The organism is Allobosea sp. FBZP-16 (assembly GCF_002831785.1).
GTDB classification, from domain to species: Bacteria; Pseudomonadota; Alphaproteobacteria; order Rhizobiales; family Beijerinckiaceae; genus Allobosea; species Allobosea lupini.
The window spans coordinates 36828-56482 of the sequence record NZ_LNCQ01000032.1; the positions used below are offsets into that span (position 1 = coordinate 36828).

General features: G+C 67.4%; 16 protein-coding genes. 9 read left to right on the top strand and 7 right to left on the bottom strand.

The window, feature by feature from the left end; all coding sequences use genetic code 11:
* Positions 1-28 precede the first annotated feature (28 nt).
* Positions 29-1984: a hybrid sensor histidine kinase/response regulator gene (locus CXY91_RS16850; RefSeq protein WP_248307525.1), complete on the top strand. Its 1956-nt coding sequence runs from the start codon at positions 29-31 to the stop codon at positions 1982-1984.
* A 6-nt stretch (positions 1985-1990) separates the two neighbouring features.
* On the opposite strand, the gene CXY91_RS16855 is transcribed toward CXY91_RS16850, so the two are convergent.
* The 6 genes from CXY91_RS16855 to CXY91_RS16880 form a co-directional block, all read right to left on the bottom strand.
* A complete protein-coding gene (locus tag CXY91_RS16855) occupies positions 1991-3025 on the bottom strand; it encodes a LacI family DNA-binding transcriptional regulator (RefSeq protein ID WP_248307526.1) in 1035 nt (344 codons plus the stop codon).
* Between the two features lie 136 nt (positions 3026-3161).
* Positions 3162-4286: a substrate-binding domain-containing protein gene (locus tag CXY91_RS16860; protein WP_100962436.1), complete on the bottom strand. Its 1125-nt coding sequence runs from the start codon at positions 4284-4286 to the stop codon at positions 3162-3164.
* An 80-nt stretch (positions 4287-4366) separates the two neighbouring features.
* Positions 4367-5350, bottom strand: a complete 984-nt coding sequence (locus tag CXY91_RS16865; RefSeq protein WP_199777479.1) for an ABC transporter permease — start codon at positions 5348-5350, stop codon at positions 4367-4369.
* A complete protein-coding gene (locus CXY91_RS16870) occupies positions 5347-6327 on the bottom strand; it encodes an ABC transporter permease (protein WP_100962437.1) in 981 nt (326 codons plus the stop codon). Before CXY91_RS16870 ends, CXY91_RS16865 begins: the two co-directional genes overlap by 4 nt.
* Positions 6324-7838 (bottom strand): sugar ABC transporter ATP-binding protein, encoded by a 1515-nt coding sequence (locus CXY91_RS16875; protein WP_100962438.1) that lies wholly within the window; start codon positions 7836-7838, stop codon positions 6324-6326. The genes CXY91_RS16870 and CXY91_RS16875 overlap by 4 nt, the downstream gene beginning before the upstream one ends.
* On the bottom strand, positions 7835-8710 hold the full coding sequence (locus CXY91_RS16880; protein WP_100962439.1) for a sugar phosphate isomerase/epimerase family protein: 876 nt from the start codon (positions 8708-8710) through the stop codon (positions 7835-7837). Before CXY91_RS16880 ends, CXY91_RS16875 begins: the two co-directional genes overlap by 4 nt.
* Positions 8711-9486: 776 nt before the next feature.
* Between CXY91_RS16880 and CXY91_RS16885 the strand changes: the two genes are divergently transcribed.
* The 8 genes from CXY91_RS16885 (at position 9487) to CXY91_RS16920 (ending at position 17912) form a co-directional block, all read left to right on the top strand.
* Complete coding sequence (locus CXY91_RS16885; protein ID WP_091841548.1) at positions 9487-10083, top strand: flavin reductase family protein; 597 nt, start codon at positions 9487-9489, stop codon at positions 10081-10083.
* A gap of 17 nt (positions 10084-10100) precedes the next feature.
* Positions 10101-11105 (top strand): MsnO8 family LLM class oxidoreductase, encoded by a 1005-nt coding sequence (locus CXY91_RS16890; protein WP_100962440.1) that lies wholly within the window; start codon positions 10101-10103, stop codon positions 11103-11105.
* Between the two features lie 17 nt (positions 11106-11122).
* Positions 11123-12466, top strand: coding sequence for an LLM class flavin-dependent oxidoreductase (locus tag CXY91_RS16895; protein ID WP_100962441.1), 1344 nt, complete (start codon positions 11123-11125; stop codon positions 12464-12466).
* A 50-nt stretch (positions 12467-12516) separates the two neighbouring features.
* Positions 12517-13050: a GNAT family N-acetyltransferase gene (locus CXY91_RS16900; RefSeq protein ID WP_100962442.1), complete on the top strand. Its 534-nt coding sequence runs from the start codon at positions 12517-12519 to the stop codon at positions 13048-13050.
* A gap of 40 nt (positions 13051-13090) precedes the next feature.
* A complete protein-coding gene (locus CXY91_RS31145) occupies positions 13091-14905 on the top strand; it encodes an amino acid ABC transporter permease/ATP-binding protein (protein ID WP_100962443.1) in 1815 nt (604 codons plus the stop codon).
* A gap of 25 nt (positions 14906-14930) precedes the next feature.
* A complete protein-coding gene (locus CXY91_RS16910) occupies positions 14931-15863 on the top strand; it encodes an ABC transporter substrate-binding protein (RefSeq protein ID WP_100962444.1) in 933 nt (310 codons plus the stop codon).
* Positions 15864-15932: 69 nt separating this feature from the next.
* A complete protein-coding gene (locus CXY91_RS16915; RefSeq protein WP_465246869.1) occupies positions 15933-16853 on the top strand; it encodes an ABC transporter substrate-binding protein in 921 nt (306 codons plus the stop codon).
* Between the two features lie 9 nt (positions 16854-16862).
* Entirely contained in the window at positions 16863-17912 is a 1050-nt protein-coding gene (locus tag CXY91_RS16920) for an LLM class flavin-dependent oxidoreductase (protein ID WP_100962446.1), read from the top strand.
* 41 nt (positions 17913-17953) lie between these two features.
* Here the strand turns inward: CXY91_RS16920 and leuA are convergent, their stop codons facing one another.
* Positions 17954-19621 carry a 2-isopropylmalate synthase gene (gene leuA, locus CXY91_RS16925; protein WP_199777493.1) on the bottom strand — a complete coding sequence of 556 codons (1668 nt, stop codon included), beginning with the start codon at positions 19619-19621 and terminating at the stop codon, positions 17954-17956.
* Positions 19622-19655: the final 34 nt, after the last annotated feature.

The window sequence follows — 19655 nt, forward strand, 5'->3', positions numbered from 1 at the left end:
GGACATGTCAAATATCAAGGTTCCAAACGTGCTTCAGATCGCGGAAGGTCCGGTGACCGCCGAGCGCTACCGCTTGCTGGTGGAGTCCGTCACGGACTACGCGATCTACATGCTCGATCCGCAGGGGACGGTGATCAGCTGGAACCCCGGCGCCCGGCGTTTCAAGGGCTATGAGGACCACGAGATCATCGGCCAGCCGTTCTCGCGCTTCTACACCGAGGAGGATCGCGCTGCCGGCTTGCCGGAGCGAGCTCTGGGCCAGGCCGCCGAAACAGGGCGCTTCGAGAGCGAGGGCTGGCGTGTCCGCAAGGACGGCACCCGCTTCTGGGCCAACGCGGTCATCGATGCGATCATAAACCCGGCGACCGGCCGGGTGCTCGGCTATGCCAAGGTCACGCGCGACCTGACCGAGCGGCGCCAGGCGGATGAGGCGCTGCGGCGGTCGGAGGAGAAGTTCCGCCTGCTGGTGCAGGGCGTCACCGACTACGCGATCTACATGCTCGATGCCGACGGCATCGTGACCAACTGGAACGCCGGTGCGCAGCGGATCAAAGGCTATGCTCCGGACGAGATCATCGGCCGGCATTTCTCGCTGTTCTACACGCCGGAGGATCGCGAGAAGGGCGAGCCGCAAAGGACGCTCCAGGCTGCGATCGACAATGGCAGCGCCGAAAAGGAAGGCTGGCGCATCCGCAAGAACGGCGAGACCTTCTGGGCGAGTGTCGTCATCGACCCGATCCGCGACGATGCTGGCGAGGTCATCGGCTTTGCCAAGGTCACGCGAGACCTGACCGAGCAGCGTAAGGTCCAAGCCGAGCTCGATGCGGCGCGAGAGGCCTTGTTCCAGGCGCAGAAGATCGAGGCCCTCGGCCAACTCACCGGCGGCGTTGCGCATGATTTCAACAATCTGCTGACCGCCGTGCTGGGCAGCCTCGAGCTCGTGCGTCGCCAGATCGGCGATGAGCGCCAGCTCAACCTGATCGACAATGCGATCAAGGGGGCGAGCCGGGGCATCTCCCTGACCCAGCGCATGCTCTCCTTCGCCCGCAAGCAGGAACTGGCGCTGCAGCCGGTGGCGGTCGACGTGCTCGTCGCGGAGATGGGCGACCTGCTGCAGCGTTCGCTGGGGCCGCTGATCCGGATCGAGACGGATTTCCCCGCCGATCTCGCGACCGCAGCGGCCGATTCGAACCAGCTCGAAGCCGCGGTCCTCAACCTTGCCGTCAATGCGCGGGACGCGATGCCGGAAGGCGGCGTATTGCGCGTCGGGGCCAAGAACGAATCCGTCGGGCGAGGCCATCGCAGTGGCCTGCCCGACGGCGACTATATCCGCCTCTCGGTGGCCGATACCGGTAGCGGAATGGATGCAAAGACACTGGCCCAGGCGACCGAGCCCTTCTTCACCACCAAGGGTGTCGGCAAGGGCACCGGGCTCGGCCTCTCGACGGTGCACGGCATGGCCGAGCAGCTCGGTGGCCGTCTGCAGCTGACCAGCCAGGTGGGACGAGGCACGACCGTGGAAATCTGGCTGCCCGTGGCCTCCGCAACCATAACGGCCGAGCCTGTCCAGTTGCCTGTCGAGACGAAAATGGAGACCGCCATGGAGCCGCGCCCGCTGACTGTGCTCGCGGTCGATGACGATGCGCTCGTGCTGATGAACACAACCGCACTGCTGGAGGACCTCGGCCACAAGGTCATCGAGGCGAGCTCGGGGCGGGAAGCGCTGTCGGTGCTGGAGAACAACGAGATCGATCTGCTGATCACCGATCATGCCATGCCGCAGATGACCGGTGCGCAATTGATCACGGAAGTCGGGCAGCGCTGGCCCAATGTGCCGGTCATCCTCGCTACAGGCTATGCCGATCTGCCGGCGGGCGCCGGAGCGGGCGTGCTGCGGCTGAACAAGCCGTTCTGGCAGGCCGATCTGGAAAAGGCGGTCAATGCGGCGATGGCGCGGCGCACGACGGCTGCAGCCGCGGCCTGAGGGCTGTCACCGGCCTTGATCGGTTCGCCGGGTCGGCGCAGCCGCCGAGCCGCGTTCGACCAGTCGGGTCGGCAGCACGAGATCGGGAGGGGCACCGCCTCCCGAGAGCTGTTCGATCAGCAGTTTCATCGCCGCCTGGCCGATCTCGCGGCGTGGCTGGTGGATGGTGGTGAGCTGCGGCTCGACAGCCTCCGCCAGCACGATGTCGTCGAAGCCGACCACCGAGACATCGTCAGGGACGTTGCGGCCGCGGGCGCGCAGCTCGCCCATGGCGCCGACCGCCATCTGGTCGCTGGCGGCGAATATGGCGCTGTAATCGACGCCTCTCGCAGCGAGCGTGCGGATCGCGGCGCGCCCGGCGGCGAGGCCGAAATCGCCCTCGACGACGAGGTCCGGGTCGGCCGGAATGCCGGCATCGGCGAGGCCGGCGAGATAGCCGTCGCGACGGTCGAGGCTCATCGGATCCGGCATCGGGCCGGCGATATGGGCGATCCGGCGATGGCCGAGCCTGGCGAGATGGGCAACCGCTGCGCGTGCCGCAGCATGGTTGTCGACCTTGACTGTCGGCAGATTGAGCCCAGGCAGCATCTCGAGCGCAACGACGATGGGCGGCAGGCGGCTGCGTTTGGCGAGGGCCTCGGGGAAGCGGCCGACCATCAGGATCAGCCCGTCGGCATGGCGCTCCCTGACCATGTCGACATAGCGCAGGATGCGCTCGTCATCGTCGCGGGCATCGCCCATCAGCACCTTGTAGCCACCGTCGACCGCGGCTTCTTCGACCCCCTTGTAGATCTCGAGGTAGAACGGGTTGCTGATGTCGCGCACCAGCAGGATCACGGTGCGCGTCGCCTGGAGACGGAGATTGCGCGCCTGGGCGTTGGGAATGAAGCCGGTCGCCGCGACCGCCGCGATGACGCGCTCGCGGGTCCGCGCCTTGACCCTCTCCGGCTGGGCCAAAGCGCGCGACACCGTCGCCGTCGAGACGCCGGCGAGGCGCGCGACTTCGGCGATGGTCGGGGCGGCTATGGGGGCGTCTTGCAAGGTCGATGATCTGGAACGGCGGCGGCGAATCGGCGCGACGGAGGCAGGAGCCCCATCATGCCGCAATCGTTGCCGATAAGGCAGGGCCGGGCGCCCATATGGTGCGGGCGCCCGGTGTGGTGGTTCACGCGCCGTATTACTTCCCGCCCCAGCGGGCGGGGTAGTTCGCCATCTGCTCGCAGCCACAGAGCGCGTAATGCAGCGGCGGCATCTTGTCGTTGACGAACTTGTCGAGGTTCTCGGCCGTGATCGCCGGCTGCGGCAGCTTCCAGGTCGGCCCCACCACCGGTTCGCCCTTGAGGATGCGGATCGCCGCGATCACCGGCGTGCGCCACTGATAGGTCGGGTAGGTCGGCGCGATCGCGGTGAGCTTGTTCTTCTTCCACTTCTGCAGGAAGTCCTGCTGGTCCTCGCCATTGATCACCGGATAGGACTTGCCGGCATCCTCGAAGGCTTCGAGCGCCGCGACCGCGGTGGCGCCGGCGTCCATCCAGACGCCGTCGATCTTGCCGAAGCGGTTGAGATAGTCCTCGACGATCGCCTTGGTCTTGGCGTTGTCGCCATTGGTGAACTCGGCGCCGACGACCTTGATGCCCTTCTCCTTGAAGATGCGCTCGGCCGCGGCCCAGCGGTTCTCCAGCACGTCGACACCAGGCAGGATGCGCAGCGCCAGCACCGAGCCGCCAGCGGGAATCTTCTCGGCGATGAAGCTCGCGCCCTGGATGCCGAAGCCGTAGCCGCCGATCGGATTGATGAAGGTCACCGGCGCCTTGCTGTCGACGCCGCGGTCGAAGACCACGACGGGCAGTTTCTTGGCGGCCGCTTTGACCGCCGGCGTCAGCGCCGCGGTGGTGTTCGGCGAGACGATCAGTGCGTCGCACTGGCCACTGTTGACGAAGGCATTGATGTCCGAGATCTGCTTGTCGTCCTTGCCCTCGGCATCGGCATGGGTGAACGAGGCGATGTCGGCCTTGTTGGCGTCGACCTCGGCCTGCATGTTGGTGAAGCCGACGACGCGCCAGGGATTGTTCACGCCCGCGTTCGAGAAGCAGAGCTTGTAGGGGCCGGGCTTCTTGTACTTGGCGGTGTCGACCTTCTCGCCGCCGAGATTCTGCTCCCAGGGCTTACCTTCGGGGCCTTGCGGGGCGACCGTGAGTAGCGCCTTCTGCCGCTCGAATTCCGCGGGATCGTTGAAGTTCTGGGCGATGGCGCCCGTCGACAGCGCTGCCAGCAGCGCCGTCAAACCGATCTGCGTCTTCATGTTCACCTCCCTCTGTCACGCCGCCTTGCCGGCGGCCTCTGGCGGAGCGCGTGGGATCACGCGCTTCCGAAAACTCGTTTTCAGGCGCGCCGCATGCGCCAGGCGCTCGATGCCACCGCGGCGATCAGGATCACGCCCTGCACGGTCTCGCGCAGCGGCTGCGGCAGGCCCATCAGGTTGAGAACAGTGAACAGGGCGAACAGGCTGAGCGCCCCGGCGACGGCGCCGGTCACGCTGGCGCGTCCGCCGAGCAGTTGTGCCCCGCCGATAACGCAGGCGGCGATCGCCTGGAGCTCAAGCCCTTGGCCGACCGCGGTCGAGACGCCGGCGAAGCCGCCGAGCAGGATGCCCGCGGTCACCGCCGACAGCGCCGAGATTACGAAGACCAGAACCCGCGTCGCGCCGACCGGCACGCCGGAAAGCTCCGCCGCGCGCGGATTGTCGCCGACCGCCAGCACCTGCCGGCCGAAGACTGTCGCGTGCAACAGCCAGGCGGCAATCCCGACGAAGCCGATCAGGATGAGCACCGAGAGCGGCAGGATCCCGGTCACGGGTACGTCGCGATAGACGAGGCGGCCGAGCGCCCGGAAATTCTCCGGCAGATAGCCGCGCGGCGCCCCGCCCGACCACATCAGCGCCGCGCCATTCAGTGAGAGCAGCATGCCGAGCGTCGCGATGATCGAGGGCACCTTGAGCAAGGTGACGACAAGCCCGTTCACCAGTCCGACGCCGAGCCCGATCAGGTAGAGCACGCCGATCGTCCACCAGGTGTTGTCGGGATTGCCGCCGGCGAGCATCGAGCCGCCGAGCACGGTCAGCGTCACCAGCGAGCCCATCGACAGGTCGAAGCCGCCGCCCGCGATGACGAAGAGCTGGCCGCAGGCGAGGATGATCAGCGGCGCGGCCCGGCGCAGGAAGTTGAGGAAGCCCTCGACCTCGAAATAGCTCGGCTGCATCACGGCGATCGTGCCGTAGAGCACGAGGAAGACGGCGAGGCCGACATTGATGCCGCGGGCGAAGCGCAGCGCCGCCGAGGGGGCGGTATGGCTGGCCACGGCGCTCATGCGACATGCCCCTTGCTGCGCACGGCGTAGACGGCGACCGCGAGGATGACGATGGCCCCGCGCAGCACCTGCTTCGGGAAGGCGTCGATGCCGGTCATGTTGAAGACGGCGTCGAGCGTGGCGAAGAGGAATACGCCCGCGAGCGTGCCCCAGACGCCACCGCGCCCGCCGGCGAGCAAGGTGCCGCCGATCACCACGACCGCGATCGATTCAAGATCGTAGACGCCGTCGCGGCCGACCCAGGGCGCCCCGGCGCGCAGGCGGCTGGCGAGATAGAGCCCGGTGAGGCCGGCCATCAGCGAGCACAGCACATGCGCGCCGATGATGACGCGCTCAGTGCGGATGCCGGCGAGGCGAGCGCCGTCGCGATTGCCGCCGGTGGCGTAGAGATGGGCGCCAAAGCGCGTGCGGCTCAGCAGCAGCCAGATCGCGAGCGCGAGCACGAGCAGCAGCAGCACCGACCAGGGCAGCGGCCCGATTCGGCCATAGGCGAAGGCCTGGAAGGCTGCCGGAACCGAGCCGGCGAAATTGGAAAAGCTGGCCGAGAGCAGTCCCTGCAGGATCAAACCGACGCCGAGCGTCGCGATCAGCGGGTTGACGTCGAGCCGCGCGATGATTAGCCCGTTGACGAGGCCGACCGCTGCCGAGAGCGCCAGCACCGCCAGTACGGCCGGGGCGATCATCGCCGGCTCGCCTTTCATGATGAAGGAGGCGAGCACGGCCGAGACGCTGATCAAGTTGGCGACCGAAAGGTCGATCGAACCGACCAGGATGGTCAGCGTCTGCCCGAGCGCGACGATGCCGAGGCCGACCATGCGCTGGGTCAGGCCGACAAAACCTTCGCCGGTGAGATAGGCGTGCTGGCCGGTCGCGAGCGCGGTCGCGACATAGAGCATGAGCGAGCCGGCGAAGAGCAGCGGCGCCACCGGCACGTCGCGCGCCGGGCGAGGGGCGGCGATATCGGCGCTGACGCTCATGCCGCGGCCTCCGCCGTCCCGGTGCCGAGGGCAAGGTGCATCACGTCTTCCTCGCTGGCGCCGCGCTTGAGTTCTCCGGCGATGCGGCCCCCATGCATGACCAGGATGCGGTCGCTGACGCCGATGATCTCCGGCAGGTCGGAGGAGATCATCAGGATGGCGCGGCCGCGATCGGCGAGGCCTCGCATCAGCTGGTAGATCGCCGCCTTGGCAGCGACGTCGATGCCGCGAGTCGGCTCGAGAAAGATCAGCACCTTAGGATCGCGCGCCAGCCAGCGGCCGATCACGACCTTCTGCTGGTTGCCGCCGGAGAGCTCGCGGATCTCCTGGGTGAAGCCGGCGGCCCGGACATCGACCTCGGCGAGTTGCCGGTCCGCCGCGGCACGCGCCATCGCGCCAGAAGCCGGTGGACGCAAGCGCCGCGCGAAGGCCCGCAGCGTCATCAGGACATTGTCGCGCAGCGATTGCTGCGGGGCAATGCCCTCCTTCTTGCGATCGTCGGAGAGGAAGCCGATGCCGGCGGCGATGGCCGCTCGCGGCGATTGGATCAGGCCGTCCAGCCCATCGACGGTCATCCGGCCGCGGGTGAACGGCTCGTCGCCGAAGAGAGCTCGCCCCAGCGCGCCCTTGCCGGAGCCTTCGAGCCCGGCGACGCCGACGATCTCGCCGGCGCGCAGGTCGAGCGCGATATCGGAGAGGATGGCGTTGCCGGCGCCCTGCACCGACAACACGACCGGGCCGAGCCTGGCCGGGTCACCCGGCGGCGGGAAGAAATCGGCGAGGTCGCGCCCGACCATCAGCCGGACGATCGTCGCCGGCGTCAGCGCCGCGGCCGGGTGTGTTGCGACCAACTTGCCGTCCTTCAGCACGGTGATGCGGTCGGCGATCGCCTTCAATTCGGCCATGCGGTGGGAGATGTAGAGGATCGCCGCGCCCTCGCGCCGGAGCGTCCCGACCAGTTCCAGAAGTCGGCCGGCATCGCGCTCATCGAGCGCTGCGGTCGGCTCGTCCATGACGATGATCTGGGCATCGAGCGCCAGCGCCTTGGCGATCTCGACCAGTTGCTGCTCGGCGATCGACAGCGATTTCACCAGCGCACCGGGCTGGACCCTGGCCCCGACGCGCTCCAGCAGCTTGCGTGCGCCCTCCTGCATGGCGGCGCGGTCGAGCAGCCCGCCACGGGTCGGCTCAAGGCCAAGGAAGATGTTGTCTGCGACGCTGCGCTCGGGCAGCAGGCTCAGCTCCTGGTGGATGATACTGATCCCGGCCCGGCGCGCCTGGACCGGATGCCGGAAGGCGATCGGCTCCCCGTTCAGGAGGATTTCACCTTCGTCGGGGCGATAAACGCCGCCCAGCACTTTCATCAGCGTCGACTTGCCGGCGCCGTTCTCGCCGCAGATGGCGTGGACCTCGCCGGAATGACAATCGAGGCTGACATCGTCGAGCGCCCGCACGCCGGTGAAGCTCTTGCCGATGCCGCGCATCGAAAGGACCGGCGTATCGGCGCTCATGCCGCACCCGTCTCGGCGGGCGCGGCGGCTTCGGCCCAGCCGCGCCGGATGAAGTCGTGACTCTCGACGAGGAGCGTGTCGAGATCAGGAAAGAGGTCGCGCCAGACCCGTGTCGCCGCCGCGAGCGAAGGCAGCGCCCGGCCGAAAGCCTCGACCGTCAGCCAGCCGTCATAGCCGGTAGCGCGGATGGCGCGGAACGTCTGCGCCCACGGCACATGGCCGCGTCCGACGATGCCGCGATCGTTCTCTGAGAGATGGATATGATTGATCTCGGGAGCGTAGCGGCTGTAGGCGCCTACGGGATCGCGCTCCTCGATATTGGCGTGGAAGGTGTCGTACATGTAGCCGAAGTTCGGATGCGCTACCTTGGCCTTCAGCGCGCTCGCCGCCTCCATCGTGTTCAGCGCGTAGCATTCGAACCGGTTGATCGCCTCGAGCGAGAGCGCGATCCCGGCCTTGCCGGCATGTTCTGCCATGAGGTGCAGGGCTTCGGCGAGATGAGCGAGCTCGTCCTCGCGCGGGCCTTCGCCGGTGAAGACGCCGACCGGCGAGTGATAAGGGCCGGCGATGACGGTGGCGTCGAGCGCCGCGGCGCAGTCGACCGCCCAGCGATGGCGCTCGCGCGCCTTCCGGCGGATGGCGGCATCGGGCGAGAGCGGGTTGCTGTCCTCGGCGACGATCGTGACGATGGTTCGCTTCAGGCCGACCGCATCGAGGCGGCGGCCGAGCCGCTCGTAATGGCCGACATCGCCCTCGAAGACCGGAATCTCGACGCCGTCATAGCCGATCTCGCGGATGCGCTCGCACAAGGGCAGGTGCGCTTCGTCGATGAAGCCGCCGACCGTCAGCAGGTTGAAGCCGATCTGGACCATTGCCTTGGCTTTCGTGCCGCGCTCAGCGCAGCCGCAATGCGGTCGCGCGGCTGCAGAAAGCCGATGAAACGACGATGCTGGCATGCATGACCGGCATTCCTCCCTGGGGCGGTTCATTCTGCGGAACCGCTTCGGATTGGATTATGTAATCGATTGCAAAACTGTCAACCGGCTCCTTTGCGGCGCTCCGTCACATCGAAGGCGGCGATCCGACCGGGGCGCGCTGCTTCGTCAGCGGACTACGCGGTTGCGGCGATACGGGTGGGTATGAACCACCGGCCCAGGTGGTTGCCGTCGCGGAGGAGCCCCTATTGATAGCCGGTCGATGGCACCTGCCTGTGACAGGCTCGCTGGCGGAACGGAATTCTCCCATGGCAGGTGCCGGCCGCAGGCGCTTCCGCCTCCTGCCCGGGACATCTTTGAAAAGACATTCCATTGACCGTGCCTGTGTTCGCATGAAGAATGTCAGTATCGAGCGCCGATAACTGCGCTCGATCGCGGGATTTGCTGGAGCAGCTTGCACCGCGTCAACAATGCTAAAAGCACCACGATGAAATCGTGGGCTCCGAGTACGGAGACACGTCGATGAAACCGCGTAATACTTTGGATCCTGAGCGATCGGACGGCCAGCCGCGATGTTCTTGATCCCTCGCCCTGCGGCCTGATCGCCGGGCTCGCCATTCCCTAGCAGCGTCCGCGTGCCGGCTTGCCCGGCCGGAGCGTCGTTCCCTGGCGACGCTTAGCCTCGCTGCGTCCTCCCGCCAGCCGAGGCCTTCATGACTGTCGTCTCGCTCGTCACTTCAACATCAGCGGCACCCCGCCACGTCGGTCGGGCTGCGCCGGCACCAGCCGAGGCGCCCAATTTCCGGGCGGCGCTGCGCCATCTCGCCGGCGGTGTCAGCGTGATCACGACCGGGCAGGGCGAGGATCGTACCGGGTTGACCGTGACCTCGCTCGCGTCGCTCTCGGCCGAGCCGCCGACGGTGATGTTCGGGCTCAACCTGGGCTCGTCGAGCTTTCCGGTGCTCGCCCGCCATGGCAGCTTCGGCGTCAATTTCCTCAACGCCACGCAAAAGCAGATCGCCGACCGCTTCGCCGGCCGCAATGGCGAGAAGGGCGAAGCGCGCTATGCCGGCGCGAGCTGGACGCAAGGTGTCACTGGCGCCCCGCTGCTCGAAGGCGCGCTGGCTGCGCTCGACTGCGAGGTCGAGGAGCTGATCGAGCGGCATTCGCACGCCATCGTCATCGGCCGCGTCCGTGAGGTTCGGCTCGGTGGCGACGATGCAGCGCTGCTCTACTGGCGCGGCGATTACGAGCGCCTCGGCTGGATGGCCGAGGAAGCCCGTACGGCGCTCGGCCTGCGCGGCATCTGATCCAGGCGAGACATCCCATGGCCTATTCCCTCAGCCTGCTCGACAAGAGCCCGATCCTCGACGGCGAGAGCGCGGTCGATGCCCTGCAGCGCACGATCGCTCTGGCCCAGGCTGCCGAGCGGCTGGGCTATCGCCGCTTCTGGCTTGCCGAGCATCATGGCTTTGCCGGACTCGCCAGCTCGGCACCGGAAATCCTGGTGGCGCATCTGATCGCGCGCACGCGCCGGATCCGGATCGGTTCCGGCGGGGTGCTGCTGCAGCACTACAGCCCCTACAAGGTCGCCGAGACCTTCAACCTGCTCGCCGCGCTGGCGCCCGATCGCATCGATCTCGGCATCGGCAAGGCGCCGGGCGGCCTGCCGCTCTCGACGAAGGCGCTGCGCGTCCAGCATGCTTCCAAGGACGCCCGCTCCTTCGAAGCGCTGCTGGCGGAACTCGATGGTTTCCTTTCGGGTTCGCTCGGTGTGGATGATCCGCTCGCCGGCGCGCAGGCTCTGCCGAAGCCGCCTGCGCCAGCTGAGCGCTTCCTGCTCGGTGCCAGCCCGGATAGCGCAAGGCTCGCGGCGGAGCGCGGCTGGCGCTTCGTCTTCGCCGGCCAGCTCAATGGCGACCCGAAGGCGATCGAGGCCAGCCTCAACGCATATGCCAAGGCCGGTGCGAAGCAGCCGCCGCTGTTCGGCCTCGCTGCCCTCGCAGCCGCGACGGCGGAGGAGGCGCGCGCGCTGACCGAGCCTTTGCGCGTGGTCCGGTTGACGCTCGACAATGGCCAGAGCGTCAATCTCGGCAGCGAGGAGCAGGCGGCCGAGTTCGCCCGCCAGGCCGGAGCCGCCTCGTACACGACCGAGATCCGACGCCCGAGCATTCTCTCCGGCACCGCCGAGGACGTCCGGCGCGAGCTTGATGCGCTCTCGGCCCGCTTCGGCATCACCGAATTCGTCATCGACACACCGGCTGCCGCGACCGCCCAGCGCCTTGCCTCGATCACGCTGCTCGCCGGCGATGCGCCGGCGCTTGCGGCTTGAGCCGACAGGAGACACCGATGAGCAAGACCCGTCTCACCTTCGGCCTGATGCTGCAGGGCCCCGGCAGCCACATGAACGCCTGGCGCCACCCGAGCAATCCGCCCGATGCCAGCGTCAATCTCGATTTCTTCATCCGCAACGCCCGCAAGGCCGAAGAGAACGGCATCGCCTTCGCCTTCGTCGCCGACGGGCTCTACATCAACGAAAAGTCGATCCCGCATTTCCTCAACCGGTTCGAGCCGCTGACCATCCTCTCGGCGCTGGCGACCGTGACGAAGAAGCTCGGCCTCGTCGGCACGGTCTCGACCTCCTATAGCGACCCCTTCACCATCGCCCGGCAATTCGCCTCGCTCGACCTGATCTCCGGCGGGCGCGCCGGCTGGAATGCGGTGACCTCGCCGCTGGAGGGTTCCGGCCGCAATTATGGCCGCCCGCATCCCGAGCATTCCCTGCGCTACGAGATCGCGCATGAATACCTCGACATAGCCAAGGGGCTCTGGGATTCCTGGGACGACGACGCCTTCGTCCGCGACCGCAAGACCGGCCGCTTCTTCGACCGCGAGAAGCTGCATACGCTCGGCTACAAGGGCCGCTTCTTCCAGGTCGAGGGCCCGCTCAACATCCAGCGCTCGCCGCAGGGCCAGCCGGTGCTGTTCCAGGCCGGCGCCTCGGATGCCGGCATCGGCCTCGCCGGCCGCCATGCCGATGCGGTCTTCGCCAACCATGTCTCGCTGGAAGAGGGCCAGGCCTTCTATCGCAGCATCAAGACCAGCGCGATCGCGCAGGGGCGGCTGGCGGACGACGTCAAGATCTTCCCGAGCGCCGGGCCGATCGTCGGGCGCACCCGGCAGGAGGCCGAGGACAAGTACCAGGCGATCCGCGATCTCGTCTCGATCGATGACGCGCTCGCCTATCTCGGCCGCTTCTTCGACCATCACGATTTCAGCACCTATCCGCTTGACGCCCCGTTCCCGGAGCTCGGCGAGATCGGCAAGAACAGCTTCCGCTCGACCACCGACCGGATCAAGCGCACTGCCGCACTGAAGCGCCAGACCTTGCGCGAGGCGGCGCTGGAAGCTGCGACCCCGCGCGCCGACCTGATCGGCTCGGTGCAGGAGATCGCCGACATCCTGGTGGAGCGCGTCGAGAAGCAGGCGGCGGATGGCTTCATCCTCGGCTTCCCGGTGATCGGCCAGGGGCTCGATGATTTCGTCGAGCTGGTCATCCCGGAGCTCGAGGCGCGCGGTGTCTACGACCGCACCCTGCCGGGCGAAACGCTGCGCGACCATCTCGGCCTGCCGCGCCGCGATAGCCGCTATGCGCGCTCTGCTCCGGCATCGGCGCCGCGCAAGGCCGGCTGAGCGCTCCACAGAACCCGTTTCCAGAACCTCACGCTCCGAGAGGCTGTCCCATGGCCGACGAATTCGTCTACACCACCCCGCTCGATCCGCTCGCCCAACCCCTGGTCGAGCAGCTCACCTGGGAATACGCCACCCGCTATGGGAGCTATTTTGGCGAGCCGCCGGGCGCCGAGATGAGCCGCTATCCGGCATCGCTGTTCGCGCCGCCCGAGGGCAATTTCGTCCTGCTCCTGCGCGACGGCCGCGCCATCGCCGGCGGTGCCTTCAAGCGCTATGACGGACAGACGGCGGAGCTGAAGCGGATGTGGACGGACAGCGCCTTTCGCCGCCAGGGCCTGGCCCGCCGCGTCGTCGAGGAGCTGGAGGCGCAGGCCGTGCGCCAGGGCTATGGCAAGATCTTTCTGACCACCGGCTTTCGGCAGCCCGAGGCGCGGGACCTCTACCTCAGCACCGGCTACACGCCACTGTTCGATCCCGCCGTCGATCCCGAGGTCTACAAGAAGCTCGCCTTCGAAAAGGACCTCGCCGTCGCGGCCTACAAGCTGCGGCCACCGGCCGAGCAATTGCCTGCCAGCGCGGCCTGAGCGCGCCGCTTCCTGAGTTTCAAGGGGACGAATTCCAGCCATGAGTCTCGCCAGCGATTTCGCGGGCCTGCCGACGCGCGCCCATAGCACTCCGCCGACCCGCGATTTCAGCCGCTACCGCATCGTGCCGGCGCGCTATCCGGCCCGCACCATCGGCACCGTGTTCGCGGTCGTCGTGATCTTCGCGATCGCAAACTCGGTCCTCTCCAACCCGCGCTGGGGCTGGGACGTCTTCGCCGAATGGTTCTTCTCCGAGCCGGTGCTGGCAGGGCTCGGCCGAACCTTGCTGCTGACCTTGTTCGGCACCGTTCTCGGCTTCCTGCTCGGCACTGGCCTCGCCTTGGCGCGCGTCTCGGGCTCGCCGCTGCTGGCGTCGCTTTCCTGGGCCTATGTCTGGCTGTTCCGCTCGATCCCGCTGATCGTACTGCTGCTGATCTTGAACAATCTCGGCTATCTCTATTCGACCGTCTGGCTCGGCATTCCCTTCACCGAGATCACCTTCGCCTCCTGGTCGACGACGCAGTTGATCACGCCTTTCTTCGCGGCGGTGCTCGGGCTCACCCTGCACGCCGGCGCCTTCTCCTCGGAGATCGTGCGCGGCGGCATCCTCTCGGTCGACCAGGGCCAGCACGAAGCGGCCGCAGCGCTCGGCCTGCCGCGCCACCGCCAGTTCTCGCGGATCGTGCTGCCGCAGGCGATGCGCACCATCCTGCCCAACGGCTTCAACGAGATCATCCTGCTGGCGAAGGGCACAAGCCAGGTCTACATCCTGGCGCTGCCCGAGCTGTTCTATACCATCCAGATCATCTACCGGCGCAATCTCGAGGTGATCCCGCTGCTCATGGTGGCGACGGTCTGGTACCTCGTCATCCTCAGCGTGCTGTCCTTCGTCCAGCACCATATCGAGCGCTATTACTCGCGCGGCGCGCTGCGCAATCCACCGCCCTCGCTGATCGGCCTGGCACTGGCGCGCTTCGGCCGCTCGCGCGATGCCGCCGCGGCGCGTCGGACCGAGGCCGCACTCGCCCAGGCCGGTTCATCCCAGGCCGGTTCGTCCGCCGTGGCGGCTCCGTCGCTGGCGAGCCTGCAGCGCAGCGGCGGCGAGATCCGGATCAGTAACGTCTCGAAGAGCTTCGGCCCGCTCAAGGTGCTCGACGATGTCAGACTGGTGCTGCGGCCCGGCAGCGTCACCGCGATCATCGGCCAGTCCGGATCCGGCAAGTCGACGCTGCTGCGCTCGATCAATCATCTCGAGCGCGTCGACGAAGGCTTCATCGCCATCGACGGCGAGCTGATCGGCTACCGCCAGGACGGCGACACGCTCTACGAGCTCAAGGAGCGCGAGATCCTGAAGCGCCGCGTCGATGTCGGCATGGTCTTCCAGAGCTTCAACCTGTTCCCGCACCTGACCGCGATCGAGAACGTCATCGAGGCGCCGCTGTCGGTGCGCGGGGTCTCCCGCGAGCAGGCCCTGGCCGAGGCGCGCGAGCTGCTCGCCCGCGTCGGCCTCGCCGACAAGGTCGATGCCTATCCGCGCCAGCTCTCCGGCGGCCAGCAGCAGCGCGTCGCCATCGCCCGGGCTCTGGCGCTGAAGCCCAAGGTCCTGCTCTTCGACGAGCCGACCTCGGCGCTCGACCCCGAGCTCGTCAACGAGGTGCTCGACGTCATCAAGGAGCTCGCCCGCTCCGGCACGACGCTGGTCATCGTCACCCATGAGATCGGCTTTGCCCGCGAGGTCGCCGACGAGGTCGTCTTCATGGAAGCCGGCCGTATCCTCGAAGTCGGCCCGCCGGCCCGCGTCTTCGCCGAGCCCGACCATCCCCGCACCCGCGAATTCCTCGCCAAAGTCCTCTGACCGCCATTTCTCAAGGAGCTAAGTCATGATCACCAGACGCAACACGCTCTCTCTGCTCGGCGCCGCCTCGGCCGGCGCGCTGCTGCCTTCCTTCGGCCTCGCCCAGCAGGCGATCGACCTCTCGCCCGAGCAGCCGGGCCGGCCGCGGGCGCAGCGCGACGAAGCTGCGGTCAAGCTGATCGGCAAGGACACGAAGTTCGTGAAGGAGGGCGTCTTCACCGTCGCCAACGCCACTGGCCGCCTGCCCTTCGCCGGCTACACCGCCGATGCCAAGACCATTGTCGGTTCCGAGCCTGACATCGCCCAGCTCGTGGCGGATGCGCTCGGCCGCAAGCTCGAGATCGTCCCGGTCTCTTGGGCCGACTGGCCGCTCGGCGTCGCCTCCGGCAAATACGATGCGGCGATTTCGAACATCACCGTCACCGAGCAGCGCAAGGAGAAGTTCGACTTCTCGACCTATCGCAAGGACCTGCTCGGCTTCTATGTGAAGAAGGACAACGAGATCCAGATCCGCGAGCCGCGCGACATCGCCGGGCTCAAGGTCATCGTCGGGTCCGGCACCAATCAGGAGCAGATCCTGCTGCGCTGGAACGAGCAAAACGTGAAGGACGGGCTAAAGCCGGCCGAGGTCCAGTATTATGACGACGACGTCGTGCTCTATCTCGCGCTGGAGACCGGGCGCGCCGACGCCTATCTCGGCCCGAACGCACTCCTCAGCTTCAAGGCGGCACAGGAGAACAAGACCCGCCTCGCCGGTAATTTCTCCGGCGGCTGGCCAGTGCTGGCCGAGATCGCCGTGACGACCCGCAAGGGCGCGGGTCTCGCCGAGGCGATTACCCACGCCATCAACACCCAGATCGGCAACGGCAACTACGCGAAGGCACTCGGGCGCTGGAACCTCGCCGCCGAGGCGATCGAGCAGTCGCGCACCAACCCGCCCGGCCTGCCGGCGAAGTGAGCGTAGCGGGCGTCGCTGCGCCTGATCCATCAGCAAAGACGGAAGACGATGATGTTGCGAGCGCGTGCCATGTTGGCGCTTCTCCTAGGCAGCTGGGCCATCTTCGGCCCAACTCAGGGCCCAGCCGTGGCGCAGGCACCCTTCGATCTCGGCCCGGAGCAGCCCGGGCGCGTGAGGGCGGAGAAGCAGCCGGAGGCCATCGCCGCCCTGCCGAAGGGCTTCAAGTTCGTCGAGCCCGGCGTGTTCACCGTGGCGGTCAGCCCGGGCGGGCCGCCACTCGCCACCTACGCCACCGACGCCAAGACCGTGGTCGGCGCCGATGCCGATTTCGCCCAGCTGATCGCCGACAGCCTCGGCCTCAGGCTCGACCTGCAGCCGATCGCCTGGGCCGACTGGCCGCTCGGGCTCGCTTCGGGGAAGTATGACGCGGTCATCTCCAATGTCGGCGTCACCGAGCAGCGCAAGGAGAAGTTCGACTTCTCGACCTATCGCAAGGGCCTGCACGGCTTCTTCGTCAGGGCCAACAGCAAGGTCACCGCGATCAGCGAGCCTAAGGACGCCGCCGGGCTCAAGATCAGCGTCGGCGGAGGCACCAACCAGGAGCGCATCCTGGTCGAGTGGAGCAAGCAGAACGTCGCCGCCGGCCTGAAGCCGATCGAGCTGCAGCTCTTCGACGACGAGGCCGGGCGGCTCGTCGCCCTGCGCTCGGGCCGGGTCGACGTCATCGTCCAGCCGCATGCGCAGCTCGTCTTCATCGCGGCGCGCGACAAGGACATCAGGCGCGTCGGCACGCTCAGCGCCGGCTGGCCGCTGAAATCCGATGTCGCGATCACCACGCGCAAGGGCAGCGGCCTGGTCGATGCACTGACAATCGCCACCAACGGCCTGATCGCCAACGGCAAGTTCCGGGCCTCGCTGGCGCGCTGGAACCTGGAGGAGGAAGCGCTCGACCGCTCCGAGACCAACCCGCCCGGCCTGCCGAAATACTGAAGACGCGCCATGTCCAAGCTCGCCGTCCGGCACATCGCCTTCCTGACGCCAGGCAATTACGACGATGCCGATCCGCGCGCCGGGCTGGAGGAGACGCTGGCGCTCTTCGAGCATGGCGAGGCGCTCGGCTTCGACAGCGCCTGGGTGCGTCAGCGGCATCTCGAGCCCGGTGTCTCCTCCGCCGCGACCTTCCTCGCCGCGGCGAGCCAGCGCACCAGCCGGATCGGGCTCGGCACCGCGGTGATCCAGATCGGCTACGAGAACCCATTCCGGCTCGCCGAGGACCTCTCGCTGGTCGACGTGCTCTCCGGCGGGCGGCTCAATGTCGGGCTGAGCGCCGGCCCGCCACCCTTCGGCAAGCTCCTCGGCGAGCGCTTCTTCGACGCCGACCCGGCAACATACGATTTCTCGCATGCCCGCGTCGCCCGGCTCGCCAGCAACCTCGCCGGCGACTGGCTCGGCGCCGCCGACGGGCGCATCAGCTCCGCCGCCGGCGAGCATCGTCCGCGCCTGCGCCCGCATGCGCCGGGCTTGCGGCAACGGCTCTGGTATGGCGGTGGCTCGTTCCGCTCGGCCCGCTGGGCGGCCGAGAACGGCTTCCATCTGCTCGTCGGCAATCTCAATACCGGCGAGGAGACCGACGATTTCTTCGTCGCGCAAAGCCGCCATATTGAGACCTTCCGTGCTCACTGGCGTGGCGAGGGCGAGCCGAAGATCGCGGTCGGCCGCGTGATCGTGCCGCTCGACAGCGCCGACGCCGCGACGCGCCAGCGCTATCGCGACTATGCCGAAAGCCGCCATGAGCGGACATTGGCGCCGCAGGGCGAGCGCCGGACGCTGTTCACGCCCGATCTCGTCGGCACGGCGAACGAGATCGTCGAGCGGCTGGAGGCCGACCCGGTCTTGCCGCTGGTCGATACGCTGCGGCTGGAGTTGCCCTACAACTTCTCGATCGCGGACTACCGCCAGATCATCGCCGACTTCGCCGCGCTGATCGCGCCGGCGCTCGGCTGGCAGGCAGCGAAGCCAGTTCAGCGCCGCAGGGCCGTTGGGGAATAAGCACGAAAGCGGCGGGCAAGCCCGCCGCCTTCTGCAATGGCTCAGCCCTGCTGGCCGGCCATGACCCGCTGCATGCCGCTGAGCACGGCTTTCAGCGAGGCCATGACGATGTTCGGGTCGATGCCGACGCCGTGGACGATGCGGCCCTTCTCGTCCTGGAGCTGAACATAACATGCGGCGGTCGCGTTGGCGCCGCGGCCGACCGCGTGCTCGTGATAGTCGAGGAAGGAGAATTCGACGCCATAGGTCGTCTTCAGCGCATCGACGAACGCGTCGATCGGGCCATTGCCGACGCCCTCGATCGTGCGGACCTTGCCGTCCTGCTTCAGCTCCGCCGTCAGCGTGCGCGAGCCCTCCGCGCCCGGGAAGGTCTTGTGGGACAGCAGTTCCAGCGGGGCGTCGCTCAGGAGGTAGGTCCTGCTGAACAAGGACCAGAGCACCGCGCTTGTCAGCTCCTTGCCTTCCTCATCCATCTGCTCCTGGGCGATCTTGGAGAAGGCTATCTGCAGCGGGCGCGGCAGGTCGAGGCCGTGATCGGCCTGCAGGATGTAGGCGATGCCGCCCTTGCCCGACTGCGAGTTGATCCGGATCACCGCCTCGTAGTCGCGGCCGACATCCTTGGGATCGATGGGGAGGTAGGGCACCTGGAAGAGCGGATCGTTGCGCTTCTCCTGCGCGTCGAAGCCCTTCTTGATCGCGTCCTGATGCGAGCCGGAGAAGGCGGTGTAGACGAGCTCGCCGACATAAGGGTGGCGTTCGTGCACCGGCAGCTGCGTGCAGTATTCGGCGACGCTGCGGATTTCGTTGACATCGCGCAGGTCGAGCTCGGGGTCGACCCCTTGCGTGAACAGGTTCAGCGCCATGGTGACGATGTCGACATTGCCGGTGCGCTCGCCATTGCCGAACAGCGTGCCCTCGACGCGGTCGGCGCCGGCCATCAGCGCGAGCTCGGCGGCGGCGACCGCCGTGCCGCGGTCATTGTGCGGGTGGATCGAGAGCAGCACGCTGTCGCGGTCGGAGATGTTGCGGCCGAACCATTCGAACTGGTCGGCATGGACGTTCGGCGTCGCCATCTCGACGGTCGCCGGCAGGTTGAGGATCAGCTTCTTCTGCGGCGTCGGCTGGATCACCGCCTTGACCGCCTCGCAGATCTCCAGGGCGTAGTCGAGCTCGGTGCCGGTGAAGCTCTCCGGCGAGTATTCGAAGGTGAAATTGGTCTCGGGCGCCTTGGCGGCCAGCGCCTTGATCTGGGCGGCCGCATCGGTCGCGATCCTGATGATTCCGGCCTTGTCGGAGCGGAAGACCACCTCGCGCTGCAGCGTCGAGGTCGAGTTGTAGAAGTGCAGGATGACGTTCTTGGCGCCCTTCACCGCCTCGAAGGTGCGCTCGATCAGTTCGGAGCGGCACTGGGTCAGCACCTGGATCGCGACGTCATCCGGGATCGTGCCGCTCTCGATGATCGAACGAACGAAATCGAAATCGGTCTGCGACGCCGCAGGGAAGGCGACCTCGATCTCTTTGAACCCCAGCTTCACCAGAAGGCTGAACATGCGGTTCTTGCGATCGACGCCCATCGGCTCGATCAGCGCCTGGTTGCCGTCGCGCAGGTCGACGGAGCACCAGATCGGCGCCTTGGTCAGGACCTGCGACGGCCATTTGCGGTCCGGCAGGTTGACCGGCGCATAGGCGCGGTATTTGGAAATCGGCATCGTGGTCATGGGACAACCCTTGCGAAGGATGCGG